Origin of the sequence: Trinickia diaoshuihuensis (genome assembly GCF_003390925.1) — a bacterium.
Taxonomy (GTDB): Bacteria; Pseudomonadota; Gammaproteobacteria; order Burkholderiales; family Burkholderiaceae; genus Trinickia; species Trinickia diaoshuihuensis.
The window spans coordinates 46,802-72,002 of the sequence record NZ_QUBS01000086.1; the positions used below are offsets into that span (position 1 = coordinate 46,802).

Annotated in this window: 23 protein-coding genes; 19 read left to right on the forward strand and 4 right to left on the reverse strand. The window is 63.6% G+C overall.

Features of this window, described 5'->3' with window-relative positions:
• Positions 1-9: 9 nt before the first annotated feature.
• The 5 genes from DXT59_RS24120 to DXT59_RS24145 all read left to right on the forward strand — a co-directional run bounded on the left by DXT59_RS24120 (position 10) and on the right by DXT59_RS24145 (position 3,521).
• Complete coding sequence (locus DXT59_RS24120) at positions 10-483, forward strand: GspH/FimT family pseudopilin (protein ID WP_275895788.1); 474 nt, start codon at positions 10-12, stop codon at positions 481-483.
• A 155-nt stretch (positions 484-638) separates the two neighbouring features.
• The gene (locus DXT59_RS24125; RefSeq protein WP_116139953.1) at positions 639-1,412 is read left to right on the forward strand and encodes a TonB C-terminal domain-containing protein; all 774 of its coding nucleotides are present in this window, start codon (positions 639-641) and stop codon (positions 1,410-1,412) included.
• Between the two features lie 23 nt (positions 1,413-1,435).
• On the forward strand, positions 1,436-1,984 hold the full coding sequence (locus DXT59_RS24130) for an RNA polymerase sigma factor (RefSeq protein ID WP_116139955.1): 549 nt from the start codon (positions 1,436-1,438) through the stop codon (positions 1,982-1,984).
• 8 nt (positions 1,985-1,992) lie between these two features.
• Positions 1,993-3,018 carry a FecR family protein gene (locus tag DXT59_RS24135; protein WP_116139957.1) on the forward strand — a complete coding sequence of 342 codons (1,026 nt, stop codon included), beginning with the start codon at positions 1,993-1,995 and terminating at the stop codon, positions 3,016-3,018.
• 212 nt (positions 3,019-3,230) lie between these two features.
• Positions 3,231-3,521 carry a DUF4880 domain-containing protein gene (locus tag DXT59_RS24145; protein WP_240324650.1) on the forward strand — a complete coding sequence of 97 codons (291 nt, stop codon included), beginning with the start codon at positions 3,231-3,233 and terminating at the stop codon, positions 3,519-3,521.
• 93 nt (positions 3,522-3,614) lie between these two features.
• Here the strand turns inward: DXT59_RS24145 and DXT59_RS24150 are convergent, their stop codons facing one another.
• Positions 3,615-4,430: a hypothetical protein gene (locus tag DXT59_RS24150; RefSeq protein ID WP_116139961.1), complete on the reverse strand. Its 816-nt coding sequence runs from the start codon at positions 4,428-4,430 to the stop codon at positions 3,615-3,617.
• A gap of 164 nt (positions 4,431-4,594) precedes the next feature.
• Here DXT59_RS24150 and DXT59_RS24155 point away from each other — a divergent pair, with 164 nt between their 5' ends.
• Positions 4,595-6,223: a type II toxin-antitoxin system Phd/YefM family antitoxin gene (locus tag DXT59_RS24155; RefSeq protein WP_162878228.1), complete on the forward strand. Its 1,629-nt coding sequence runs from the start codon at positions 4,595-4,597 to the stop codon at positions 6,221-6,223.
• Here the strand turns inward: DXT59_RS24155 and gspK are convergent.
• Positions 6,220-7,212, reverse strand: coding sequence for a type II secretion system minor pseudopilin GspK (gspK, locus tag DXT59_RS24160; RefSeq protein ID WP_116139965.1), 993 nt, complete (start codon positions 7,210-7,212; stop codon positions 6,220-6,222). The genes DXT59_RS24155 and gspK overlap by 4 nt on opposite strands.
• Before the next feature lie 49 nt (positions 7,213-7,261).
• Positions 7,262-7,807, reverse strand: a complete 546-nt coding sequence (locus DXT59_RS24165) for a hypothetical protein (protein WP_162878229.1) — start codon at positions 7,805-7,807, stop codon at positions 7,262-7,264.
• Positions 7,808-8,187: 380 nt separating this feature from the next.
• Between DXT59_RS24165 and DXT59_RS24170 the strand changes: the two genes are divergently transcribed.
• The 10 genes from DXT59_RS24170 to DXT59_RS24215 all read left to right on the forward strand — a co-directional run bounded on the left by DXT59_RS24170 (position 8,188) and on the right by DXT59_RS24215 (position 18,716).
• Positions 8,188-9,363, forward strand: coding sequence for a TIGR03032 family protein (locus DXT59_RS24170; protein ID WP_116139969.1), 1,176 nt, complete (start codon positions 8,188-8,190; stop codon positions 9,361-9,363).
• Positions 9,364-9,592: 229 nt separating this feature from the next.
• Positions 9,593-11,254: a ShlB/FhaC/HecB family hemolysin secretion/activation protein gene (locus tag DXT59_RS24175; protein WP_116139971.1), complete on the forward strand. Its 1,662-nt coding sequence runs from the start codon at positions 9,593-9,595 to the stop codon at positions 11,252-11,254.
• Between the two features lie 55 nt (positions 11,255-11,309).
• Complete coding sequence (locus DXT59_RS24180; RefSeq protein ID WP_116139973.1) at positions 11,310-13,109, forward strand: DUF2341 domain-containing protein; 1,800 nt, start codon at positions 11,310-11,312, stop codon at positions 13,107-13,109.
• Between the two features lie 27 nt (positions 13,110-13,136).
• Positions 13,137-13,547, forward strand: a complete 411-nt coding sequence (locus DXT59_RS24185) for an ExbD/TolR family protein (RefSeq protein WP_116139975.1) — start codon at positions 13,137-13,139, stop codon at positions 13,545-13,547.
• A gap of 9 nt (positions 13,548-13,556) precedes the next feature.
• A complete protein-coding gene (locus DXT59_RS24190) occupies positions 13,557-14,255 on the forward strand; it encodes an energy transducer TonB family protein (protein ID WP_116139977.1) in 699 nt (232 codons plus the stop codon).
• Between the two features lie 111 nt (positions 14,256-14,366).
• The gene (locus DXT59_RS24195; protein WP_240324651.1) at positions 14,367-16,127 is read left to right on the forward strand and encodes a putative porin; all 1,761 of its coding nucleotides are present in this window, start codon (positions 14,367-14,369) and stop codon (positions 16,125-16,127) included.
• Positions 16,128-16,129: 2 nt separating this feature from the next.
• A complete protein-coding gene (locus DXT59_RS24200; RefSeq protein WP_116139981.1) occupies positions 16,130-16,819 on the forward strand; it encodes a hypothetical protein in 690 nt (229 codons plus the stop codon).
• A gap of 70 nt (positions 16,820-16,889) precedes the next feature.
• On the forward strand, positions 16,890-17,474 hold the full coding sequence (locus DXT59_RS24205; RefSeq protein ID WP_116139983.1) for a YbjN domain-containing protein: 585 nt from the start codon (positions 16,890-16,892) through the stop codon (positions 17,472-17,474).
• A gap of 22 nt (positions 17,475-17,496) precedes the next feature.
• Positions 17,497-18,258, forward strand: coding sequence for a hypothetical protein (locus DXT59_RS24210; RefSeq protein WP_116139985.1), 762 nt, complete (start codon positions 17,497-17,499; stop codon positions 18,256-18,258).
• A gap of 23 nt (positions 18,259-18,281) precedes the next feature.
• The gene (locus DXT59_RS24215; RefSeq protein ID WP_116139987.1) at positions 18,282-18,716 is read left to right on the forward strand and encodes a hypothetical protein; all 435 of its coding nucleotides are present in this window, start codon (positions 18,282-18,284) and stop codon (positions 18,714-18,716) included.
• Between the two features lie 6 nt (positions 18,717-18,722).
• Here the strand turns inward: DXT59_RS24215 and DXT59_RS24220 are convergent, their stop codons facing one another.
• Complete coding sequence (locus DXT59_RS24220) at positions 18,723-19,352, reverse strand: TetR/AcrR family transcriptional regulator (RefSeq protein ID WP_162878230.1); 630 nt, start codon at positions 19,350-19,352, stop codon at positions 18,723-18,725.
• Positions 19,353-19,549: 197 nt separating this feature from the next.
• Here DXT59_RS24220 and DXT59_RS24225 point away from each other — a divergent pair, with 197 nt between their 5' ends.
• Genes DXT59_RS24225 through DXT59_RS24235 form a run of 3 tightly spaced genes read left to right on the forward strand, consistent with a single transcriptional unit; the run spans position 19,550 to position 25,199 of the window.
• A complete protein-coding gene (locus DXT59_RS24225) occupies positions 19,550-20,716 on the forward strand; it encodes an efflux RND transporter periplasmic adaptor subunit (RefSeq protein WP_116139991.1) in 1,167 nt (388 codons plus the stop codon).
• A gap of 3 nt (positions 20,717-20,719) precedes the next feature.
• Positions 20,720-23,797 carry an efflux RND transporter permease subunit gene (locus DXT59_RS24230; RefSeq protein WP_116139993.1) on the forward strand — a complete coding sequence of 1,026 codons (3,078 nt, stop codon included), beginning with the start codon at positions 20,720-20,722 and terminating at the stop codon, positions 23,795-23,797.
• Positions 23,790-25,199, forward strand: a complete 1,410-nt coding sequence (locus tag DXT59_RS24235; protein ID WP_116139995.1) for an efflux transporter outer membrane subunit — start codon at positions 23,790-23,792, stop codon at positions 25,197-25,199. The genes DXT59_RS24230 and DXT59_RS24235 overlap by 8 nt, the downstream gene beginning before the upstream one ends.
• Positions 25,200-25,201 lie beyond the last annotated feature (2 nt).

Here is a 25,201-nt window from a genome sequence, read left to right on the forward strand (position 1 = left end):
CGCCGAACGATGCATGCGCCACATCGTCGATCGGCCACCGGTTTCACGTTATTGGAAATGCTTGTCGTATTGCTGATCGTCGGTCTGCTGACGGCTGTCGTCGCGCTTGCTCCCTCGAGGAATCGCCGCAGCGATCTCGCCGAGGAAGCACAGCGTCTCGCGACGTTATTGGAATCGGCCGGCGACGAGGCGCAGGTTCGTTCCTCCGAAATTGCCTGGGAGCCGGGTGGCGGCGGCTATCGCTTCTATCTACGCGACGACGGCGGCAAGTGGCGGCCGCTGCAAGACGAGCCTTTTCAAGGCCGTCACTGGGGCACCGACGTCACGGCCGTATCGATTCGCTATAGCGGCAGCGGCAAATCGCTCTCGCGCATTGTGTTCGGTGAGGAAAGCATCGCGCCGCAAGTCACGATCACGCTGTCTTCCGGGACGGCTCACTTGAACGTGGTCAGCACGGGGATCGGCAATTTTGTCGTCCGCTGATCGCGCCGCATGCCGGCCGATATGCACGCCAAGTCCATGCTGTTTCACCGGACTGTCACAGTCTTTTCCTACGATGCGACGTTCGCTCGTTTCCTGACCGCGACGAGAGCCGCCGTTGCGCCGATCGCGCGCGGTTCATTTCCGGCCTTTGACCGATGACATTTTCACGGGCGCCGGCCGGTGTCCGGGCGCTGATCGCATGCTTGCCGCTGATCTTTGTCGCGCATTGCGCGGCGCTAAAAGCGCAAGTGCAACAGCCAACGCAAAGACCTGCACAGGAAGGGGCCAAGCCGGCCGACGCGCAAAGCGCAACCGGCAGCGCCGACAGCGCGCGTCCGTTTCACTTGGCGCCGCAACCGCTCGCAGACGCATTGAAGAGCTTCCGTCAACTGAGCGATCTCGTGATCTTGGCGCCGGCGCCGCTATTGGAAGGCAGGACGAGTTCGGTGGTGGAGGGAAATTTGGGGGCGCGCGAGGCGTTGGAGCGAATGTTGAGCGGGACGGGTTTGCACGCTGAATTTACGGGCCCTGACGAGGCGATCATCGTGGCCGACCCCGCACCGCCTCAACCCATGCAAGCCCAGGCGGCCGAAGCGCCGGCGGACGCGCCGATCGGCGGTATCGACGGCAACGAGGCACGCCGTGCCTTCGCGGCGGTGCTGCAAGCCGGCATGACGCGCGCGCTGTGTGCGAATCCCGCCGCGGTGCCGGGGAGTTACCGTCTGCTCGCGCAACTGCGGATCGACGAAAACGGGAGGGTGGTCAAGGTGGATGTCGTGGAATCGAGCGGTCTCGCCGCGCGCGATGCGGCAGTGACGCATGCGCTGCGCGGCCTCGTCCTCGATGCGCCGCCCCCGCCCGGCTTGCCGCAACCCGTCGCGATCCTGCTGCGTCCGGCCGGAAACGGCGTGCATATTCGTTGTCCCTAACTCGGCCACCGGAACCCGCCGCCATGTCCGATAGCTCACGCTCGCAGCTCAAACAGATCCTGACGGAGCGCTACGCCTATCTGGTGCGCCGCCTGGAGCGCGTGACGGGGTCGAAGGAACGCGCATCGGACGCCTTGCACGAAACATGGTTGCGCCTGGAGAATGCGAACGTCTCGGCCCAGGTTGCCAACGCGGATGCGTACATCCTCGGCATGGCCAACAACGTGGCCATCGATCAACATCGGCGCGAGCGGCGGCATCTGCATGACGACGATGTCGAGAATCTGCTCGAAGTCCCCGATGAACTTGCCAACCCGGAACGAATCGTAGCTGCACGCCGGAAGGTCGAAGCGCTGAAGGAAGCGCTGCGCGGATTGACGCCGCGCCGCCGCGATATTCTGCTCGCCGCCCGCGTGGACGGCTTGCTGAACCGCGAAATCGCCGAACGTTTCGGCATTTCTTTGCGTCTCGTGGAAAGCGAATTGAGCACGGCGATGAAGCATTGCATGCAGTGCATGCAAGACATGGGCGATGCGTATCCAGGCTCGAAAGGCGGGCCGCGTAAATTTTGAGCGGCGTAATGATGACGAAAGCACGAGTCGATTTCTCAACCGAAACAGCGGAAGGTCCGCACGAGGAGGCCAGCCAGTGGCTGCTTCGCCTGCGCTCGGGCGCCGCCACGCACGCCGATGCGGACGCGTTTCGTGACTGGTGCGCCAAAGAGCCCGAGCAAGCGGCGTTGCTTTCCGGCACATGGGGTGCGCTGCGTACGGCCGCGGAGGAAATCGCCCAGGAGATCGCCGAAGAACGGCGCAACGGCGTGCCTGCGTGGGCCGAAGCGGCGCGCAAGCAGCGCGCGGTCAGCACGGGCCGTCGCGCGTTCATCGGCTTTGCCGTCGCGGCCGGCGCGTCATGGCTGGCCATACGCCCGCCGCTAGGCTTGTGGCCGTCGATCGGCGATCTGGCCGCCGATTATCGTACCGGCACCGGCGAGCAGCGGCGGTTCGCGCTTTCGGAACGTGTGACTGTCGAATTGAACACGCAAACGCGGGTGGATGTTTTAGCGGCGAGCACCGCGACGAGAGGCATCGAACTCGTGGCCGGCGAGGCCGAGATCGACGCGGCCACACCGTCCCCGTCGCAAGCCCGCTATATGCGTCCCGTCACGGTGGTGGCAGGCCGCGGGCATATCGAAGCGGCCGTCGCGCGCGTGAATGTGCGCAAAACCGGCGATCAAGTGTGCGTGACTTGCATCTCTGGATCCGCCATGGTGAATCACCCTCTACGGCGCGTTACGCTCAAAGCGCAGGAGCAGGTGATCTACGACGACCGTCGCGTCGATGCGATCGCTTCGGCGGATCCGGCCCAAGTCACCGCGTGGCGGCGCGGCGTGCTCGTCTTCGACGGCGTGCCGGTGTCTCAGGTCGTCGGCGAAATCAACCGTTACCGGCCGGGCAAAGTCATCTTGCGCAATGCAACGCTCGGGCGCAATCGCATGCAAGCGCAATTTCCGATTGCGAAAGTCGACGACGTGCTCGATATGCTCGCGAAGCTTTACGGTGCGCACGTCACGCGCCTGCCCGGCGATATCGTTCTTCTAAGCTGACGGCGTCGGCCACACCTCCGGCGACGCACATTCTTGCGTCGAACCTTGCGGGTTACGCACACTCCTTTCGACCTTATCGATAAAGGCCGGCTCAGAACCGGCCACCGAGGGGGCCGAAGCCGGCGGCAAGACGCGACGGCCGTGCTGCGCATTCGATCCGCCGTGATCGAGGCGCTCGGGCGCGCTCGCGCCCACTGCTATCGAAGGTCGCGATGAACAAGCGAGCTACGCAGGCGGGGGGAATCTACCCAACCACGCAAATACCGTCCCGAGATGCAAGCGACGGCGCCATCCGCTGGCTCCTGCGACTGCGCGCCGGGCTGCGGCGCGGCGCTCAGCGCGCCGCCTTCAAACGTTGGCTCGAGCAAAGCGCCGAGCATGCGCAAGCATTAGAGGAAGTCCTCTGGATCTGGCATGTGCTGGGTTCACGCGCTGTTCTCGACGCCGTCATGCCTAAGCCAAGCGCCGCCGGCGCTCACGAGAGCCCGACCGACGACGGCTAGCCGGCGTCTGCGGGTTACGCGAACTGGCTTCGACCTAGGTATTGAGAGCCGCGATGCGCGTTGCCGATCGACGTTCGATCGAGCGACGGCGCATCACGGAGCGCACCTCTGATCGGGCGCGGCTTTCCACGCCGCATCGAGCGGATCGTCGATGCTGCGATAGGGCTCGAGCAAAAACGGAAATCGATCGGATAACGCCGCAGAGTTTCGCAAAGCCACGATATGGTCGACCATCCATTGCAGCAACTCGCTTCCTTGCCGGACTTGGGTGGGGTGCCAGTGCGGCATCGCATCGAAGAGCGCGGCGAAGCCATCCCATCGCGAGCTTCGCCCATTGGCTTCCGGTTTGATATAGGTCTTCAGGCAAACATCGTCGTTTGCCGTCATCTCGCCGATAAAAAGGCCGCGGTTGCTCGGCACCCCGATTTGTTTCCACCCCTCGACAAGCGCCAGCGCGCGAATCACGCGAGCGAGAACGAACACGATGGTCGTTTCCTGTTCGATCTCCGCGAGCGAGGTCGTGCCGTTGCGTTGCATGCAGCGCGCCACCGCATGCGGGCGTACGACCGTCGACGCAAAGCTTTTCAGCACGAGATCAGGGACGGTCAACTGCAACTGAAACTCGCGCAACCCGTGTTCGCCGCTCATCGTCGAGAAGTTGACGAACAATCCCTGCGCCTGCCCCAGTTCACCGACGTAAGGATCCAACCCGAGCCGTTCGAGCTTGGGCGCGACTTGCCGCGCGAGCAAACGCATCAGATTGCGGCGCGTGCGCGGACCCGCGAAGTGCTCGAGGCACTGCGCCACTACGTCGGAGATTTCGGCGCGGCGCTCCTCCGCCACCATGCGGGGAGACCGGCTCAGGTCGAAGCGGGCGCGTCCATGCGCCACGCGGGGGTCTACGAACATTCCGAAGCCTCATGGGTACGGCGGAGCGCCAGGCTTACCGGCGTGCGGTATCGGCGGGGCGTCCGACAGCACGAGATGGTCGGACGACGCGGCGTAGGCGTCAAGTATCCGTTGGCAGGTGTGATCGATAGGGCGGTTGGCTCAACATTGACGGAGTGAATCAGGTGATACGCACGGTCGTGGAGCGCTTCGTGGAGCAGTGTCCGGCTGCCGTCATGGCGAGGCTGGTGATGCAGTGGTCGTTGCAGGCGGAATCGATGCGGGATCCAACCGAGAAGGAGGACGAGGACGAGTCCACGCGGGAACAGGTGTTTGCGCTTTTGGTGCAAGCGTTGGCGCCCATCGCGAAGCGCATAGGTGGTTCGGCGCGGGATTCGTATAGCGCGGCATCCGAATTCGTCTCGCTCGTCACTGCGTTGCACGACAAAATGAGCCGCGTGCACGCGCAATGGGCGCGCTCGCTCATCGCGGATAGCGTCGACGTGTTGCGGGCGGCCTCGATGCCGCGCGCGAATGCGCAGCGTGCGATGGCGTCCGGATTCCGGCTGCGCATCGTGGGGCTGCCCGCCGTTTCCGGGCGCGAGGTGGGCGCGGACGACTTCGCGCGCCCAAGCACGTCCATGCCAACCCTGCTGCCTGTATACGATCCCGAACTTGCGATGATCGTCGATTTGCTGCCGCATGACCGGCCCCGCGCGCGCGGACGCCGGCTCGAATTGCAATCGGTCCGCGCGGGCGAGCTTTGGATCATCGGCGAGGACGTCGAGACGAGCGCCGTATTGATGAATTGGCCGAGGCACGGCGGGGCGTTTATCGTCGCCGAAACGGGGGCGCCTCCTCGATATCGGCACAGCGTAACCTCGCCCGAGCAATGGGCCTACGACGGCGGTACCCTCTGCGAAGAGAGTCTGGAAACCGACGATGAAACGGGCGGCACGTTTGCCTTGCGGCGGATCGTTTGGCGGCAGGACGGGACAACCGACGCCGTAGGCGAACAAGGCGAGGGCAACGAAGAAGGCCTTGCGATCCTGACCAACGTGCCGGCGCATCAACTAGACGCAGTCGAAGCTGTTCGCCTGTTTCGGACGGCGTGGCTCGAGAGTGCGCCGCTACCCATCGAGGCGCTCGTCGATGACACGCTGCTCGCAGCCATCCCGCCGCGGGCGGCTTCGTTGGCGAGCGGATTCGTCGCGCTCGCCTACAACCTGCTCAGCACGATGATGCGTGTCGTGAGTTCCACGCTCGAGCTGGACCAGCGCGAACTGGCGAAGCTCGCGCAGCGAATGACGGCGGGTATCGATTCGGCGTATCCAGGCATGATGATCGCGTTGCCGCCCGAAGACTGGCGCCGCTTCGATACGTTCCCCGATTCGGACATCCGCGAAATTCTATGGCGGCTCGCGATCCATCTGGACCCGCGCAGCGAGCGCCGTAAGCGCCGCGACCAGCGCGCTTATACGAAGACGCAGGCGAGCTTGCGCGCGGCGACGCTCGAACGCTTGCTGCGCGACGACGGCGAGCCGCACTCGGCCGGACCATTCAAGCCCCATACGATCGCCATGGCGACGCGCGATTTCAGCGCCAATCCGTCGCGTGCTCTGCGCTACGCGAACGAATCGCTCGTCATGGTGACGAAATACAATCGTCCGATCGCGCTGTTGGTCTCGATCGACGATTGGAATCGGCTGATGGGCGAGGTGCGCGAAACGAGCATCGAGCGCGTTTCGCTCGAATGCGCGGGGCATGTGTGCGGCGATACGCCGGCGATCTTCGGGGAGCGCTCGTTCAACTAACCGGTCAGGCGATGGACCCAGACGACTTGCGTCCAACTGAAATTGCCGATGCCGTAACGGGCGATCAGCGTATCGATGCGCACGTTGATCCGCGCGCCGCGGACGCGGCAATGGACGAGGAAGTAGCCGCTGTCCACGCCGACGAGTGCCCCCTCGGGCAACGTTGCGCCAGCTTGGACCGGGGCGAGGTATTCGGCCAGTTCACCGGTGCTGACGAAATGTGCCGTCGCGCGTCGCTCGACGATACGGCGTGCTTGGCTAGTCGCAAGCGTCGGAATCGCCGCAACGAGCACCGGCTCGGGCGCCGTATTTGCGTTGACGGTCGTAATCTCGGGCAGGAACGTCACGTAGGGAGTGAGCGTTTCTATCGCGTGCGCATCGTAGCCGTCCACGCGGGCGAGATCGGCGGCGCCCACGAGTTGCAACGGCCATTTTCCTTCGGTCGGGGTTTGGCTCAGCGAGCGCGCGATATAGTCGGCCGTGCGCTTGGCCAAGGCGGGGTCGAGCGACAAGCCCTCGAGCAGGCGGCGATAAGCAAGTAGGGCTTGGGGGTTCGCACGCCATGGCTGCCCCGGTGCGCTGCGTTCTACGAGATCGCTCAGGTTCAAGCGCGCTTGCGCGTCCTCCACGCTGCCAGAAATCGAAGCACGGGCCAGTTCGCCGTTGACGGCTGCCGCGCCGGGCGGCAAGAAGTCGGCCAGCCGCGTATCGCCGACGGGCACGGCCCAAGATTGACCCGCGTAGGTCGCGTTCGACGTAATGGTCTGTGCGCGCAACGTGGCGCGCGCCCATTCGACGGCCGCGCGTTCCGCCCACATCGTCTGCATCGACAAGCGCTGATTCTCCACGTCGCGCGTGGCGACTTGCTCGCGCCACAATACACTCGCGGCTAATGTTGCCGTCAGGGCGACGACGAGCAGCACGGTAACGATCGCGATACCACGTTCGCGGGGTACGGCTAGGTCGCGCGCTCTGGTCGGCTCATGCATGGATCGGCTCAGGCTCGTTGGCACGTGGGAGAGGCAAATAAGGCATGCCTCATGGCTCGAAGGCGAGCCATGCGTGCAGGATGCTCGCATGGGCAGATGACGATATGCCGAAGCCCGCCGCTAAACCGGCTGCCCACAGCGCTTGCGAAGCGGGGCGCAGCACGGTTTGTGCGGATGCCAACGGCTCGATCAACGTTGCGACGGAGCCTGTCGCCCAAATCAGGAGCAGACAGAGTACCGTGGCCAGTAACGCGCCTACGCCGAAGTAATAGCGCGCCGCCGCGGGACGAGAGACGAATACGCTGCGGTAGTGCCGCTGATTCGACAGGACGATGGCCGCGGCTTGGGCGAGGGCTACGACGATCAGAGCACCGGGCCAAAACAGCGGTTGATCGCTGCGTGGATCGACGGCCAGCAATACCGCGACGAAACAGAACGGGGGCGCGGTCATCGTGACGAGCGCCCAGGACAGCAGTTGCCATGCATACCACGGCTTGCGCCACCTTAAAGGCAGCAGGGGGACGTAATCGTCCTCGGCGCGCGCCACGGTGCTTTTTGTTCTAAAGCGTGCTTTCAATCCATTCGTAATCGACATGAAAACGTTTCTCCGCATGCGTCAACGTATAAACCTAAGGACGCAGCCGGAGCGCATATCCCGCAAAACCGCGGTCGTCACGTCGTCGATGTGAGACTTATATGAGCGCTGTCATAAAAAGTTGCGATATCTACCATGACGATAACCGCTTGAAACGTTCTCGTACGCATCGATCCGAGCGATGCGTTATGTGTCCGCGCGATGACAAACGCGTAGACGAACGACTTTAAAAAAACCGTGCGGCACTAGGCGTCGTATTCCGTCTAGTGACTTGAGCACCGCGCTTTATCGATCGAATCAGCAGGCGACGATCGAAGCGGCCGCAACGATTTTCATACTGATAAACGCGTCATGGGCCGACGCGGGGAGCCTACCGATCAATGAGCGAGCATGAAGTCGGGCCGGACCACGAAGCGCGAATTCTCGCTGCGCGAGAGCCGAGCGAAGCAGCGGCATTGGAATTGGCGGACGATGCCGCGCTAATCAATCTGCGCGATACGGGGCGCTTTCTCGAGGTGCTCTCGTCGCTCAAATGCTCTTTGGCTTTGAGCCGAAGGCCGTCCGGCGTTGCATTGCTCGGTGTGGAAAACGGGATTCCAACGCTATCGGCCTGCGTGTTGCCGCGTTCGATGGGGATGACGGTATCGGGCAATCGATTGGCCGTCGCGACGATTCATGAGTTGATGATGTTCGCCAACGTGTCGACGCTCGCACCGCATTATCCGCCAAGGCCGGGGTATTACGATGCGATGTTCGTCCCGCGCATGACGTATTTCACGGGCGACCTCGATTTGCACGACATGGCGTTCGACAAACAAGTCGTCCTCGCCGTCAATACGCGCTATTCGTGCGTTTGCGTGATCGACGGGTATTTCAACTTCACGCCGATTTGGCAGCCGCCCTTTATCACCGAATCGCTGCCGGACGATCGCTGCCACTTGAACGGCATGGCGTTCCATGGCGGAAAAGTGCGCTACGCCACGGCGCTCGGCGATACGAATACGTCGTTCGGGTGGCGCGCGAATATGGCCGATGGCGGCATCGTCATGGAGGTCCCGTCGGGACGCATCGTGGCGCGAGGGCTGTCGATGCCGCACTCGCCGCGCGTCATCGGTGGCCGGCTGCTCGTGCTCGAAGGCGGGCGCGGACAGGTTTTGCAGATCGACCCGGCGACGGGCGCCAAACGCGTACTGGCCACGTTGCCGGGCTTCACCCATGGTCTCGCCGAGTACGGCGGCGTGCTGTTCGTCGGTTTGTCGAAGCTGCGCGAGAGGCGCGGGCCGCAGGGGTTGCCGATCGAAGAAGAGCGGGAAACGCTCGTCGCGGGCGTGGCCGCGATCGATGCCGGCAGCGGCGAAGTGCTGGGCATCCTGCAGTTTTATAACGGCGTGCACGAGGTGTTCGACGTGCAAGTGATGCCGAACGTCTTGCGTGCCGAGATTTTGAGCCCGAACGAGTGGCGCGAAACCCCGTCGATCGCGACGATGACGACCGGCTTTTGGCAGACGCGGCCGCGCGAGGAAGACGAGGCGGCCAGTGCGAAAGGCGAGGCATAACGATCATGCAAAAAAATCTGCGGGTTTCGTGCACTCGTCTCGTCTTGGTTAGTGAACGTCGAGCCGATAGCAATCCACGGCTGACCGTTCGATATTTCGTTAGGAATACTAATCGATTGTCACGCGGTTGAAACATCGTTATGCGGGCGCGGTACGAAGGAGGGTGCGGACAGATGCAAACGTCTACGAACCGGCGCGGCGAGGAATCGAATGAAAAGGGGAATGGCGCATGCCGCCGAGAGTTGACGGGGAACCCTGCGGACGCAATTGGTCACGGCACTGCCGCTGGGCAGGCGTTGCCGTGATCAGCGGGCTGAGCCTAGCCCAAGCCGCTCGGGCGCAAAGCGCGGACGCCGCGAAGAGTGCCGCCGCCGGCGCGCAAACGAGCGCGCCGCGCGTATTCGACGTGAACGAGTACATCGTGCGCGGCAATACGACGTTGCCGAGCTTGGATATCGAGAAAGCGGTGTACCAGTTCGAAGGTCCGGGCAAGACGCTGACGGACGTCGAAGCCGCGCGCGACGCGTTGCAGAAGACCTATCAAGACAAGGGCTATCAATCCGTCGTCGTGGAATTGCCGCAGCAAGAAGTCAAGAACGGCGTCATCGTGCTCCAAGTCGTCGAAGCGCGCGTGGGGCGTGTGCGTGTGGAAGGCGCCAAATACGATTCGCCGCTGCGCATACGCGATGCCGTGCCGGCGCTTGCCGAGGGCAAGGTGCCCGATTTCGGGGCCGCGCAACAACAGTTGGCCGACCTGAATCGCTCGGCCGACCGGCAAGTCATTCCGGTCCTGAAGCCGGGCACCATGCCGCAAACGGTGGATGTGGATTTGAAGGTCGACGACCATAGTCCGGTGCACGGCACCATCGACTTGAACAACGACAACAGCCCGGGCACGTCGGCGCTGCGCACGAGCGCGACGCTCAGCTACTCGAACTTGTGGCAGCTCGGTCATGTGCTGTCGGGAACGTATGTCATCGCGCCGCAACATCCGAACGATGCGCGCGTGTTCTCGTTCTCTTACCTTGCGCCGCTGCAAGACTCGCATTGGAGCTTGCTGGCCACGGTGGTGCATTCGGACAGCAATGTCGCGTCGGTTGCCGATACGAACGTGCTCGGCAAGGGCACGACGTTCGGGCTGACGGCGATCTACACGCTGCCGGCGACGGATACCTACGCTCAATCGGTCAGCGTCGAGATCGACCGCAAGCATTTCGACGAGACAGTGAGCGTCGTCGGCCAAAACTCGACCGTGCCGCTCACGTACGTTCCCGTGACGGTGGCCTACAACAGCCAGTTGAGTCTGAAGCAGTCGCAAACGAGCTTCAGCGCATCGCTGACCACCAATATTCGCGGCGTGGGCAGCGATTGGAGCACGTGGGACAGCAAGCGCTACAACGCGCAACCGGACTTCCTCTACGGCAAGTTCGATATCGATCATACGCAGTTGCTCCGCAGCGATATGAAGGCGCGCGCGCACGTCACGGCGCAGTTGGCCGATTCGCCGCTCGTCTCGAGCGAACAGTTTTCCGCGGGCGGCATGAACAGCGTGCGCGGTTATATGCAGGCCGAGGACACGGCCGATAGCGGCGTGATCGGATCGTTGGAACTCGTGAGCCCGTCGGTCAGCAAGTGGCTGGGCAAGACGGTTGGCGACCATGTGGGCGAGTGGCGCTTCCATGCGTTCGTCGATGCCGCGCATCTTTGGCTGCTGAGCCCGCTGCCGGAGCAGACATCGAGCTACAACCTATTGAGCGTGGGCGTAGGCACACGCATGCAGATGCTTAAGTACGCGAGCGCGGATTTCGAAGCGGGGTGGCCGCTCAAGCCTGGGGTCTACACGCGGGCCTACAGTCCGCGCTTCGACTTTTATGTGCGGCTCGGTTTTTGACGGCGGTTCAGATCGATGCGTGCCGGCTGGCGCCGGCGCGGTCCATTCGGGGGTTATGGTGAAGCGAGCATTGGTGTTGATGGTGACCGCAGTGCTGGGGTTGTTGCCCGGCGTGGCGAATGCGTGGTGGCAATCGGATTGGTCGTATCGCAAGGCGATCACGATCGATATGAGCCCGAAGGGCGCCAACGTGGCGAACTTCTCGGGACGCATGCCGCTCCTGATCCGGTTGCATTCGGGCAATTTCCAGTTCGACGGCGTGGCCGATAACGGCGGCGACATCCGGTTCGTCGCGGCCGACGACAAGACGCCGCTCAATTACCAGGTCGAACAGTACGATCCCGTGCTCGGCGTCGCATTGATATGGGTCGACGTGCCGGCCATGCCGGCCGGCGCGGCGCAATCGATCTGGATGTACTACGGCAACAAGAAGGGCGGCGATGCGGGCAAGGCCTCGCAAGTCTTCGATCCCGATTACACGCTCGTCTATCACTTCGACGATGCCGCCGGCACGCCGCCGAAGGACGCGACGGCCTATGCGAACAACGGCCGCAACGCCGCGTTCAAGACGATCGAGGACGGTATTGCCGGCAAGGGAGCGCGCTTGGACGGCTCGAGCACGCTGGCGTTGCCCGCCTCGCCCTCGCTCGACGGCGCGGCCGGCGCGAGTTTCACGTTCAGCGCGTGGCTGAAGCCGGCGGCGCTCGGGCCCAACGTTCTGCTCTACAGCAAGCGCGATCAAAGCAACGCATTGCTGATCGGATTGGACAACGGCGTGCCGTTCGCCGAAGTGGACGGCGGCGCGGCGCCCGTTCGCACGCCTGCCGGCACGGCCGTGGCCGTCAACCAATGGAGCCACCTCGCGGTGACGGCGGACGGCAAGACGCTGACCGTCTACGTCAACGGCAAGGAGATCTCGCGAATCGCGGCCACGTTGCCGGCGCTGACCGGTGCGGCCGTGGTGGGCGGCGACGTCGATGGGGCATCGGGCGGCTTCGCGGCCTATAACGGCGCGCTCGACGAGTTGCGGCTCTCCAAGGTCGCGCGTCCGGCCGAAGAGATCGCGCTCGAATCGTTGTCCGAAGGCTCGGAATCGAAGCTTCTCGCGTACGGCGCCGACGAAAAGCAATCGGGTTTCGGCTTCGGCTATTTCGGCGTGATCGTGCATTCGGTGACGATCGACGCGTGGGTCGTCATCGGCATCTTGCTCGTCATGGCGGCGATCTCGTGGATCGTCATGTGGACGAAGGCGCAGTACGTGGGAACGGTCGATAAGGCCAACGAATTTTTCGTGCAACGCTTCCGTCAAGTCGCGGGCAAACATCTCGTGGGGCTTGCGCACACGGCGGAGGCGAGCGAGGAAGGGCGGCAGTTGAGCAAGTCCTCGCTCTATCGGCTCTACAAAGCCGGCGTCGCCGAAATTCATAGCCGCGTGGACGACAACGGCCGCACCGTCATTACCTCGGAATCGATCGAAGCGATTCGCGCATCGATGGATGCGACGCTCGTGCGCGAAAACCAGCGGCTGTCGAAATCGATGGTGCTGCTGACCATCGCGATCTCGGGCGGTCCGTTCCTCGGGCTGCTCGGGACCGTGGTGGGCGTGATGATCACGTTCGCGGCGATTGCCGCGGCCGGCGACGTCAATGTCAACGCCATTGCACCGGGTATCGCCGCCGCGCTCTTGGCGACGGTCACCGGCTTGTTCGTCGCGATTCCCGCGCTGTTCGGCTACAACTATCTGCTCATCCGCAACAAGAACGTGACCGCGAACATGCAGGTGTTCGTCGACGAATTCGTCACGCGTCTCGCGGAAGCGCATCGGGCGCCCGATCACGCGCTGATGGCCGATTGAGCGGACTGAACCCAAGCGGAGGACATCATGCAGGTTCAGGACGACGACAAGCCGTACGACGACATCAATATCACGCCGATGCTCGATTTGGCGTACGTGCTGCTGATCATCTTCATCATCATGACGACGGCTTCGGTGCAGGGCATTCGCGTCGATTTGCCGAAGGCGAGCTCGTCCACTAGCCTCGCCAAGCCGAAGACCAAAGCGATCACGGTGGCCGATTCGGGTCAAGTTTATCTGGATGCCTATCCGGTCACGATGGACGAACTCGAAAGCCGGCTGCGCACCGAGAAGGCAACCAATCCCGATTTCCCGATCGTGCTCAAGGGCGACTCGGCCGTGCAATACCAAAAAGTGATGGACGTCCTCGATCTGCTCCGGCGGCTGGACTTGTCGCAGGTCGGGCTCGTTACCGGCCGCGCGAAGCAAGGCGGATAGGGGCCCACGATGGAGATGGCATATCAGGGCGGACCGCCGAGGAAAGGCGTGCTGCGTTACGTCAAGCCTGTCGCGATCGGGCTCGTGCTCATCGGGTTGGCTGCGCTCATTTGGCACTACGCGTCGGATACGGCCGGTGTGAAACGCGTCACGGCGCCGCAGGTGACGACCGTCATTCCGTTGCCGCCGCCCCCGCCGCCACCGAAGCAAAAGCCGCCGCCCGAGAAGGTGAAGGAAGAAACCAAGACGCCGGTCGATAAGCCGACGATCGCGCCGAAGCCGTCGGAGACGCCGAAGCCGAGCGATAACCAGCCGAAGCAAATGACGATGAACGCGCCCGCGCAGGCCGGGACCGACAGCTTCGGCATCGGCGCCGGTGACGGCTCGGGCAACGTGGGCAGCGGCGGGGGCGGGCGCTTCGGCAACGCGAGCTACGCACAGTACATGGTCTACGTGCTGCAACGCGCCATCGAACAGGACAAGGGCGTACAGGACGCCGGCGGCGCGCGCTTTACGGGCAGCTTCAATTTGTGGATGGACGCGTCGGGGCGCATCACGAAGGTTGGCATTGCGCAGTCCACGGGCGACGAGAAGATCGATGCGGCCGTGGTGGCCGCCATCGAGGCATTGGGTAAGGTGGACGAAGCACCGCCGCCCGCCACGACGTATCCCGTGCTCGTGAAGCTGCAGGGACGCAAACCGGTATAGCGCGATGCCCGGCTCTAGCTACGGGCGATACCGAAAAAAACAGCAGTTATGCGGAGAGATTTGATGATTCGAAAGACACATCGACGGGGTTCCCCGCGTGCCGAGGCTCGCATGTTCGCACCGCCGCTGTCGCGGATGAGCGCGACGCTGCTTACGCTCGGGTTGATTTGCGCAGGCTCGGTTCACGCCCAATCGCTCGAGACGCAAGCGGCTACGGGCAATGCCGCGCCGACGGAAAGCACGGTGATCAACCTGATCAATCTGCTCGTCAAGCGCGGCGTGATTACGCAGGCCAACGCGAACGATCTGATCCACGAGGCGCAGGCGGAAGCATCGCAAGCGAAGGCGGCCGCGGCCCGCGCGCCCCGCACGGCCGCGGTCGTAAACGGACCCACGCAGCCCGGCGACGTGGCCGTGCCCTACGTGCCCCAGGTCGTACGCGACCAGATCAAGGATCAGGTCAAGCAGGAGGTCATGGCGCAAGCGAAAGCCGAGAACTGGGCGCAGCCCAACACCTTCCCGGACTGGGTGTCGCGCATTACGATCGACGGCGATTTGCGCGTGCGCGACGAGTATCGCTTCTTTAGCGGCCGCAACGCGAACAACGTGACGAACTTCGCGGCGATCAATCAGGGCGGCGGATTCGACGTCAACTCGGCCACGAACAGCGCGCAGGTGCCCACGCTCAATACCACGGGCAACCGCAACAACCTGGAACGTTTCCGCGCGCGTCTCGGCGTCACGGCTCAACTGTCGGAGCAATTGAAAGCCGGCATCGGGCTTGCCTCGGGTAACGACAACGGACCCGTCTCGACCACCGCGACAGCCGGCGGCGGGTTCTCGAAGAAGAACATTTGGCTCAATAAGGCATTCTTCTCCTACCAGCCCACGCCGTGGCTGAACGTTCTCGCGGGCCGTTTCGACAATCCGTTCTTTTCGTCGGATCTGCTGTTCTCGAGCGACCTGGAGATGGATGGTTTGGCGGCCCGTTTCCAGCATGCGTTGCCGGCTAATCGTGACGTGACGTTATTCGGCACGCTCGGCTTGTTCCCGATTCAATACACGTCCGACAACTTCCCCTCGAACAGCGTCCAGAAGGTAGGCGGCGATACGAAATGGATGCTCGGCGCGCAATTCGGCGCGCAATGGAAGATCGATCCGCACAATACGGTCAAGGGCGCGATCGCTTATTACGACTTCCAGAACTTGCGCGGCACGTTGTCCTCGCCCTGCGCGCTATATGCCGGCGTGACGAGTTGCAGCACCGACAACGAAGCGCCGACGTTCATGCAAGGCGGAAACACGCTGCTTGCCTTGCGCAACATCGTGCAGAACCCGAATCTCGCACCGGGCGCGACGCCCGAACCGCAATTGTTCGGGCTGGCTTATAACTACCGCTTGCTCGATGTGAAGGGGCAGTGGGATACGGTGGTGGCCAATCGCCTGAAGCTGCGGCTGGACGGCGAATACGTTCGCAATCTCGCCTATAACGAGGACAAGGCGTTCGGCGCGGCGTCGCTGCCCGTGAACAATTACGATTCGACTTCGATCAACGCGCAGCGCTCGGATTACCGCAGCGGCCCGAACGGGTACTTCGCGAAAGTGACGTTGGGCGAGCCCGAGCCGAATTCGAAGGGGCAATGGAATTTCTCGCTGGGCTACAAGTACTTGCAACCCGACGCGACGCTCGATGCGCTTAACGACCCGGACTTCCATCTGGGCGGGACGAACGCGCGCGGCTATATTCTGAGCGCGGCCTATGCCGTGGCGCGCGATACGTGGCTCTCCGCGCGCTATCTGAGCGCGCGCGAGATCTACGGCCCGCCCGAATCGATCGACGTTCTGCAACTCGAGCTCAACGCGAGATTCTAAAAATGAAATCGGTTCGCCAGATCGCTATCGCGGCGCAGGTTGCCGCCGCGCTGCTGCTGACCACGGCCGGCGCGCACGCGCAGAGCATGGAAGACAAACTGCGCGGACAACTGCGCTTGACTATCATGCAACTGCGTCAGCTTCAGGATAATCAAACGCAGCTTCAGGCCGACAAAACCGCCGCCGAGCAGCAAAGGGACAGTGCGCTCGCGCAAGTAAAGGCGCTGCAAGCGCAATTGGCGGCGGCCCAAGGAAGCTCCGGTGCGCTCGCGGCGGCCGACCGGGCGCTCGCGCAAGAAAAGGCCGGGCACGCTCAGGATGCGCAGCAACTCGTAAAGTACAAGGCGGCATACGAGGCGCTTCAGTCGTCGGCCAAAGCGGCGGAGACGCAGCGTGCGCAGTTGGCGAGCGCTGCGACCCAGCGAGACGCGCAGTTGCAGGCATGCGAGGCAAAGAACGCGGACTTGTATCGGATCGGGCATGAGATCCTCGATGCCTATGAACACGTGGGTTGGGGCGCGATCTTCAGTTCGCGCGAGCCCTTCGCGCAAAAGGCGCGCGTGAAGTACGATCAGATCGGTCAGCGTTACGGCGATCGGTTGTACGCGGGGAAATTCGACCCGTCGGCGCAGCCGGCACAAAGCGCGTCCGGTGCTGTCGCCGCGGATGCCGCGTCCGGCGCGCAGCCCTAATCGATCGCCGCGCGTAGGCGTGTTTATCCGCCATCAAATTTCTTAAATTGCTACCTTTAAGGATTGACCCATGAACGAGCAAGCGACGAATGCCAGCGTATCGAACCAAGACGGTTGGATCGAAGCGATAGGCATCGAAGAACTCGCCGATCTGTTTCGCGGCGCGGGCTACCGCGTGACGGCGGCCGAACAGAACGGCATCGTGCAGTTGATGAGCGCGAGCCAAGGTATCGGCTTCACCGTGCGCTTCGGCAACGTCGCAACGGGCTTGCTGGAGCAGCAGGCGGCCGGCGGCACGCAACCGAATGCCGTCCGGTATCTGGACTACACGCTCAGTTGCGTCATGCAAGTGCAGGGGGAATTGCCGGTCGAACTCGTCGCTAGCTGGAATCGGACCAAGCGCTTCGCGCGGTTGGCCAGCCATGGCGCGTTTCTCGCGCTCGAAATGGACGTCGTCGTGGCAGGCGGCGTCAGCGCGCGGCATCTGCGTTCGACGATCGAGCTATGGGATCGCCTAATCCAAGAATTTCTGCTTCATCTTCGCAATCGTCCCGCGATGGCCGCACAAGCAGCGTCGCCGGACGCGGGAGCGGATCACGCGGGCGGCGCGCCATCGGCGCCGAACGATGCGTCGTCTGCCGCGACCCTGCAATGATCGATCGATTCGCGAGGCCGCAATGACGAGGCCGCGCGCGCAGCGCGTACAAGACGTCGACCGCAGCGGTTGTATCGCCTACGAAGGGCGTTTCCCCGGGCATTGCCCGCTGTGTTTCGGCCCCTTGGTACTGGTGCCCGAGACGCCGGGGCATGCGCGGCATGCCCACATCCGCCAGGCGGCGCAATGCGTATTGACGACGGATCAGTATCAACCGGCCGATCTCGCGGCGCGCGTGCAGCGCAATGCGCGGGTGGCGACGGCGAACCGGCGGCGTTTCGTACAAGAATGGGAACGCCACTATGCGCTGCTCAAGCATCTGTGCCCGACCTTCAGCATGGCGCGCATGACGACGGCGCTTTCGTATGCGGACGTGCTCGGCGTATGGTCGTATTCGAAACTTCGCGAGGAAACGATTGCACCGTTGTTGCTCGCGCTCTCGGGCTTCATGCGATCGAGCACGGCATCCGATCCCCTCGATCCGCCTGATACCCCTGATGGGTTCGGCAAGAGCGTGCGCTGGTTGCGCTTCTGGTTCGATGCGAGCGTGCGCGATATCGGCGATCTCTGGGCACCTCGTCCCGATGTCCCGGGCTTTTTTCGAGTGGAATACAGCGAGCCGGAATCGACGCCGTTTCCGACCGGCGGACAAGTGATGCGATGGACGATGCTGCACGACATCCCGGGTATGTGGGCGAATCTCGAAGCCGGATCGACCGCACCTATCACGCCGGTCGAACGTAATGCCTTCGAGCGTTTTCTCAAGCAGTCGCGAGACGCCTGAACGACCGGCATAAGGAGTGGGCAATGGCATCGAGACAACACGAATCGAATACGTCGGGTGCGGATGTGTCGAACAAGAGGATGATCGCGATCGGCGCCGTGCTGGTCGCCGTGTCGATGCAGATGCCGGCTACCGCGCCGCGTGCGCAAACGCATGCTTCGACCGCTGTAGCGCCCTCGGCGACTTCCGCGGCCGCGCCGAAAAAATCGGTTTGCGTCGACGCACAAGTACAAGGCGAACGCGCGCTGTCTTACGACTGCCTGTCCGACCAACTCAAACCCAATCCCGCCCCTTCCGCCGGTGCGTCGCAAACGGCCGCCGAGGGGCTAGCGAAGTCGCCGTCGAATCGCCTAGGCACCTTCAATCTATCGACCGAACGCAACCGCTTCGGCTCCAACTGGGGTAAATCGGCGACGCCGCAGCGGCCCGCGCCGCCTGTCGCCGTGCCGCCGAAGTGAGCGCGGTTAGACCGCGGCTCGCTTGAGTCCGACCATCTGATGCGCGAGCGCGACGCAAGGCCGCAGCGCCGAAAGCGGGGGCTTTCCGGCTAGGATCAAATCGTCGATCACGCCCAGTACCCCGCGAAAGAGAAACGTCGCGCTCATGTGCGCATTCGGCGATATCCATACGCCCTGCGTGTGTCCGCGCCGGATCAACGCCGTCAAGTCGCGCATGAACGCGCGGTCGGACGCCGTCCAGCGCGGCGACTCGGGGCCGAACACCACGTCGTGCAAGGGGCCCATGTTCACATAGCCCTCGGCCGCGGCCTTCACCCAAGTCTCCAACCGGCGCGGCAAGTCGTCGGGCGGGCAAGCCGCCATCGCCGCATCGATATGCGCCTGAAACGTTTCGATGACGCTCTCGCGCAACGCGACGAGCAGCGCCGCTTTCGATTCGTAATGGTGATAGAAGGTGCCCTTCGCGGTACCCGCCAGTAGCACGATCTCGTCGACGGTCGTCTCCTCGACGCCTTTCTCGACGAACAACGACGCGGCCGCGTCCAGAAGCTTCTTGGCGCTGCGCAGCCCGCGCGGCTGGGATCGCCGTTGCGTGGCCGTGTGAGCGCCCGCTATTTCTTTCGTCGTGGACGTCAAAAGGGTTTCTCGCATCGATAAGGGTTGAGATTCCGGTGCGACGGCCAAGATGCCGCTTACGCACGCCGCATAGTTTACATCGTGGCCACCCGCCCGGACAGAGCGCCGAACCGCCACGTTGACGAAACCGACTGTTAGTCGAATAATTGCACAATATCGACTGAAAGTCGGGTTCGATTCAATGCCGGGAGTCTGTGATGAACGAACATTCGCCGAAAGGGACGGCGACGCCCGCCGTACGAGGCACGCCTTGGAAAGCCGTGGCGGGAACGGCGTTGGTCCTGCTCGTCGTGGCCGCCGCGCTCTGGTTTTGGCGCACGAGCCGGGCGGCTTCGCAGGGTTGGCCGTCGGGTGGGCCTATCGACGTCGCAGCGATGACGCTCAAGGCGGCGCCGGCGCCCGTGAGCATCGACGCCGTGGGCGAGTTGCGGGCGATACGGCAGGTCGACGTGGCCAATGAAATTCCCGGACGCATCCGCGAGATCGGATTCGAATCGGGCCAACGCGCGAACGCGGGGGCCGCGTTGATCCAGCTCGACGACTCGACGGAGCAAGCCAATCTGGCCGCGGCGAAAGCGAGCGCGGTTTTCGCGGAGCAGCAATGGCAACGGGCCAATGAATTGTCGGCCGTGGGCGCCACGTCGAAAGAGTTGCTGCAACAACGGCGCGCGGAGCGCGATCAGGCCACCGCGCAAGTCCGGCAAATCGAAACGCGAATCCGCAAGATGCGCGTGCATGCGCCGTTCGCCGGCGAACTCGGATTGCGCAAGGTCGATTTAGGGCAGTACCTCAACGCGGGCGACCCCATCGTCACCCTGACGGATTTGAGCACGCTCTATGTCAACTTCGACGTCCCGCAACGCCAACTCGAACGCCTGCGCGTCGGGCAACGCGTGACGGTCAAAGCCGATGCGCTCGACGGATCGCCCCAGCAGGCGACGATCGATGCCATCGAACCGCAGGTCAGCAACGAAACGCGCAATGCCACCGTGCAGGCCACGTTGACCAACCAAACGGGCATCTTGAGGCCGGGCATGTACGTGAGCGTCGCGGTCGCGCTGCCGCCCGAGCCCGATGCATTGCTCGTACCGGCAACGGCCGTCATGACGTCCGCCTCGGGCAGTGCCGCGGCCGTAGTCCGCGCGCTCTCGGCCGATAGGACCGGTAAAGCCGATATCGTTCCTATTACGACGGGGCGCCGGATCGGCGACGAAATCGTCGTCACGGACGGCTTGAAGACGGGCGACGTCGTCATCACCGAGGGACAACTGCGCGTGCGGCCTGGGGCCGCGGTCCGTGTCGTCGATCGAGCGTCGGCTGGTATGAGCGCCCAATCGACGAGCGCCCAATCGACGGGGGGATGAGCGATGAGATTCACAGATTTGTTCATCCGGCGCCCGATTTTATCGGTCACGCTGAGCCTGCTCATTTTGCTGACGGGCATTGCCGCGCTCGCGTCGCTGCCGACGCGCGAGTATCCGAAGATGGAAAGCGCGACGATCACGGTCACGACGCTGTACCCCGGCGCGAGCCAGGAAGTCATGCAAGGGTTCGTCACGACGCCGATCGCGCAGGCCATCGCGTCGGCGAACGGCATCGAGTACCTGACGTCCACCTCGACGCAGGGGCGCAGCGAAATCAAGGCGAAGCTCGTATTGAACGCCAATGCCGACCGCGCGATGACGGAAGTCCTCGCGAAGATCCAACAGGTCAAGTACAAACTGCCGCGCGATGCGTACGATCCCGTGATCGGCAAGGTCACGGACGGCGTTTCGGCCGTGCAATATCTGGCCTTCGTCGGCGACAAAGACAAGATTCCCCAAATCACCGATTTCATTACGCGCGTCGCGCAGCCGTTGATTACGTCGGTCCCGGGCGTGGCATCGGCCGATATCGTCGGCGGGCAAACGATCGCGATGCGCCTTTGGGTCGATCCGGTCAAGCTCGCCGCACATGGCATGACCGCGGGGGATCTCGCCGATGCGCTGCGCGCCAACAACGTGCAGGCGGCCCCGGGCGCCCTGAAAGGCGCCGGCACCGTCGTGCCGATTACGGCCGCGACCGACATGCGTAGCGTCGCGGGTTTTCGGGAGATGGTGATCAAGCACACGGCGAACAGCGTCGTGCGCCTGTCCGATGTGGCCACCATCGAGATCGGCGGCGAGAACTACGACAGCAGCTTCTTATACAAGGGCGCACCCTCGGTGGCGCTCGCGATCTCTCCGACGCCCGACGGCAATCCGCTGACGATCGTCGCCGGCGTCGATAAGCTGTTGCCCGATCTGCAGCGGGCCGCTCCGCCGGGACTGAAAATCGTCAATGCATTCGATACGGCTAGCTTCGTCAATGCCTCGATCGAAGAGGTCATCCATACCTTGATCGAGGCGATCGTCATCGTCGTGCTCGTCATTTTCCTGTTTCTCGGCACCCTGCGCGCCGTGGTGATTCCGATCGTCACGATTCCGCTGTCGCTCGTCGGCACGGCCGCGCTGATGCTCGTCTGCGGTTTTTCGTTGAACCTATTGACGTTGCTGGCGATGGTGCTGGCGATCGGTCTCGTCGTGGACGATGCGATCGTCGTCGTCGAGAACATTCACCGGCATATCGAAGACGGTCTATCGCCGGCCCGAGCCGCATTATTGGGCGCGCGCGAGATCATTTGGCCCGTGATCGGCATGACGATCACGTTGGCGGCCGTCTACGCGCCGATCGGGCTCATGGGCGGTTTGACGGGGGCGCTCTTCAAGGAATTCGCATTTACGCTCGCCTGCGCCGTGATCGTGTCGGGTGTCATCGCGCTGACGCTCTCGCCGATGATGAGCAGTTTCTTGCTGAGCTCCAAGCTAAGCGAAGGGTACTTGGCCAAGCGCGTCGAGCAGATCGTGCAGGGACTGACGCGCCGCTACGGAAACTTGTTAGCGCGCACGCTTCACGCGCGTGCCGCCGTGTTGCTCGTCTGCGCAGCCGTACTCGCCGGAATCGTCTTCATGTTCTTCGGCGTACAGCGCGAGCTCGCGCCCACCGAAGATCAAGGCTATGTGTTCGTCCAGACGAAAGCGCCGCAATACGCCAACGTGCACTACACCGAGCAAGTCGCGTCGCGCGTCGAAACCGTCTTTCGAAAATTTTTCGACTACCACAGTAGTTTTCTCTACAACGGCAGCGACGGGCAGAACAACGGCTTCGGGGGGATCGTGCTGAAACCGTGGTCCGCGCGGGCGCAGTCGGCCGCTCAAGTGCAAGCGGCGTTGAACCAGAGCAGCGCGGGCATCACGGGCGCGTTCGTCACGGCGTTCCAGCCGCCCGCGTTGCCGGCGGGCAGCGGTGGTCTTCCGGTACAAATGGTCGTACGCGCGCCAACCGATTTCGCGACGCTCTATGGCGCGATGGAAGGCATCAAAGGCGCGGCGTGGGGCAGCGGTTTGTTCGCGTTCGTCGATAGCGACGTGGCATTCGACAGCCCCCAAGCGCGCATGACGATCAATGCGACGAAAGCCGGAGAGATGGGGATTGCGATGTCGGATATCGCATCGACGCTCGCCACACTCGTGGGCGAGAACTATATCAATCGCTTCAATTGGTTCGACCGTTCCTATGACGTCATCGCGCAGGTACCGCAGCAGGATCGCCGCGCGCCCGGCGATTTGACCGGGTATTACGTGCGCGCCCAATCGGGCAAGCTCGTGCCGCTCTCCACGGTCGTCGACGTGCACGTCGCGCCGGCGGCGAACCGCTTGCCGCAGTTCAATCAAATGAATGCGGTCACGCTGTCGGGCGTGTTGCTGCCGGGCGTGACGATGGGCCAAGCCGTCGATTTCCTCGAGCGGCAGGCGCTGCCGGCCGGCGCGAAGATCGATTGGCTTTCCGATAGCCGCCAGTTCGTCACCGAAGGCAATCGGCTGACCGTCTCGTTCTGCTTCGCACTCGTCGTCATTTTCCTGGTGTTGGCCGCTCAATTCGAAAGCCTGCGCGACCCGCTCGTCATCCTCGTCACGGTGCCGCTCGCGGTTTGCGGCGCGCTCGTGCCGTTATGGCTCGGCTATGGGACATTGAACATCTATACGCAGATCGGGCTCGTGACGTTGATCGGGTTGATATCGAAGCACGGCATCCTAATGGTCTCGTTCGCAAACGATATCCAAATGCGCGAGGCGGTCGGGCCGGCCCAGGCCATTCTAAGGGCGGCCGTGATCCGGATGCGTCCCGTGTTGATGACGACGGCCGCGATGGTGACCGGATTGATCCCGCTTTTGTTCGCGGGCGGAGCTGGGGCCGCCAGCCGGTTCGCGATCGGTATCGTCGTTGTCGCGGGCATGTTGGTCGGCACGCTGTTTACGCTGTTCGTCTTGCCGACCATTTACAGCTTGATCGCGAAAGACCATCGCGAGCACGCGCGATCGACGCGCGCTCGCGAACTCGAGCGCGAGGTGTCGAGCCATGCGTAACGCGCGTATCGCATTGTCGTCCGCGTTGCTCGCGGCCACGCTCGTCAGCGCGTGCGCGGTCGGCCCCGATTATGTCGCGCCGACGGCGCCGGCCAATACCGTCGGGGCGTTCCTGAGCGGGAACGACATCGCCACGGGCGCGCCGCTGCCCCATGATTGGTGGCGCCTTTACGACGACCGCGACCTCGATGCGCTGGTCGAGCGCGCGTTCGCGGCCAATACCGATCTGCGCGCGGCCGTTGCGAACCTCGAGCGCGAGCGTGGCGTACTCTCGGAAGTCGATACGGCCCGCTTGCCCTCCACGCAGGTGTCGGCATCGAAGTCCTATGGCAACAACGCGTCGTCGTCGGGCCAGGCGTTGCCCTTGCCGGAAAAGCAGTGGACCTCGGCGGGCGCGTTTGCGGTCTCGTGGGAAATCGATCTGTTGGGCCGTGTTAGACGCAGCGTGGAGGCCGAGCGCGCGAACGTTCAGGCAGCGGAAGCGGCGCGCGATTCGGTGCGCGCCATGGTGGCGGCCGAAACGACGCGCAACTACGTCGCGGCTTGTTCGCTTGCCGAATCGGTTGCCGCCGCGCACGCGTCGATCGACATCGCGCGTGAAACGCTGACGCTGACGCAGCGGCAAGTCGACGCCGGCGCGGCCTCCGCGTTCGACGCGGAGCGTGCGGGTGCCTCGCTGGCCAGCACGGAGGCCAGCTTGCCTCCGCTCGAGGCGCAGCGCCAAAACGCATTATTCGCGTTGGCAGCGCTCGTCGGTGCGGCACCGGCCGAGGTGCCTGCCGCCGCTGCCGCATGCACGCACCCGCCGAAGCTTGCCGGACCGATCCCAGTCGAAGACGGCGCGGCGCTATTGCGGCGCCGTCCCGACGTACGCGAGGCCGAACGCAAACTCGCGGCCGATACCGCGCGCATCGGCGTGGCAGCGGCCGATCTCTATCCGCGGTTTTCGTTGAACGGCGCGGTGGGTTATCTGCGCGGCGGCACGTCGGGCGGCAGCGTCGAAACGCCCGCTTGGACGTTCGGCGTCGGCCCCGCATTGAGTTGGAGCTTCCCGAACATCGGCGTGGCGCGAGCACGCGTCAAGCAGGCGAGAGCGCAGACGCAAGCGTCGCTCGCCGGTTTCGACGGCGCGGTATTGACGGCCTTGCGCGAGGTCGAACAGGCGTTGACGAGCCTCGGCGCGCAACAGCGGCGCTACGCGTCGCTCGAGCAAGCCGACGCCCGTACGCGCCGCGCCTATGATCTTGCGAACGACCGCTATCGAGCGGGCAATATCTCGCAGTTGGAGTTGCTCGATGCGAGCCGCGATCGCGTGGCCGCGCAAGCCGCCTTGGCCGATTCGGCGGTATCGCTCAATGCCGCGCGCGTGGATCTGTTCAAGGCGTTAGGAGGCGGCTGGTAAGC

Bases quoted from the DNA above. Each gene is read 5' to 3' on its own strand.
- DXT59_RS24200 (WP_116139981.1), top strand. From the start codon at position 16,130: ATGAAATCGGTTCGCCAGATCGCTATCGCGGCGCAGGTTGCCGCCGCG.
- DXT59_RS24205 (WP_116139983.1), top strand. From the start codon at position 16,890: ATGAACGAGCAAGCGACGAATGCCAGCGTATCGAACCAAGACGGTTGG.
- DXT59_RS24185 (WP_116139975.1), top strand. From the start codon at position 13,137: ATGCAGGTTCAGGACGACGACAAGCCGTACGACGACATCAATATCACG.
- DXT59_RS24175 (WP_116139971.1), top strand. From the start codon at position 9,593: ATGCCGCCGAGAGTTGACGGGGAACCCTGCGGACGCAATTGGTCACGG.
- DXT59_RS24180 (WP_116139973.1), top strand. From the start codon at position 11,310: ATGGTGAAGCGAGCATTGGTGTTGATGGTGACCGCAGTGCTGGGGTTG.
- gspK (WP_116139965.1), bottom strand. From the start codon at position 7,212: ATGCATGAGCCGACCAGAGCGCGCGACCTAGCCGTACCCCGCGAACGT.
- DXT59_RS24190 (WP_116139977.1), top strand. From the start codon at position 13,557: ATGGAGATGGCATATCAGGGCGGACCGCCGAGGAAAGGCGTGCTGCGT.
- DXT59_RS24235 (WP_116139995.1), top strand. From the start codon at position 23,790: ATGCGTAACGCGCGTATCGCATTGTCGTCCGCGTTGCTCGCGGCCACG.
- DXT59_RS24145 (WP_240324650.1), top strand. From the start codon at position 3,231: ATGAACAAGCGAGCTACGCAGGCGGGGGGAATCTACCCAACCACGCAA.
- DXT59_RS24225 (WP_116139991.1), top strand. From the start codon at position 19,550: ATGAACGAACATTCGCCGAAAGGGACGGCGACGCCCGCCGTACGAGGC.
- DXT59_RS24135 (WP_116139957.1), top strand. From the start codon at position 1,993: ATGATGACGAAAGCACGAGTCGATTTCTCAACCGAAACAGCGGAAGGT.
- DXT59_RS24170 (WP_116139969.1), top strand. From the start codon at position 8,188: ATGAGCGAGCATGAAGTCGGGCCGGACCACGAAGCGCGAATTCTCGCT.
- DXT59_RS24165 (WP_162878229.1), bottom strand. From the start codon at position 7,807: ATGTCGATTACGAATGGATTGAAAGCACGCTTTAGAACAAAAAGCACC.
- DXT59_RS24130 (WP_116139955.1), top strand. From the start codon at position 1,436: ATGTCCGATAGCTCACGCTCGCAGCTCAAACAGATCCTGACGGAGCGC.
- DXT59_RS24120 (WP_275895788.1), top strand. From the start codon at position 10: ATGCATGCGCCACATCGTCGATCGGCCACCGGTTTCACGTTATTGGAA.
- DXT59_RS24230 (WP_116139993.1), top strand. From the start codon at position 20,720: ATGAGATTCACAGATTTGTTCATCCGGCGCCCGATTTTATCGGTCACG.
- DXT59_RS24125 (WP_116139953.1), top strand. From the start codon at position 639: ATGACATTTTCACGGGCGCCGGCCGGTGTCCGGGCGCTGATCGCATGC.
- DXT59_RS24210 (WP_116139985.1), top strand. From the start codon at position 17,497: ATGACGAGGCCGCGCGCGCAGCGCGTACAAGACGTCGACCGCAGCGGT.
- DXT59_RS24195 (WP_240324651.1), top strand. From the start codon at position 14,367: ATGTTCGCACCGCCGCTGTCGCGGATGAGCGCGACGCTGCTTACGCTC.
- DXT59_RS24215 (WP_116139987.1), top strand. From the start codon at position 18,282: ATGGCATCGAGACAACACGAATCGAATACGTCGGGTGCGGATGTGTCG.
- DXT59_RS24150 (WP_116139961.1), bottom strand. From the start codon at position 4,430: ATGTTCGTAGACCCCCGCGTGGCGCATGGACGCGCCCGCTTCGACCTG.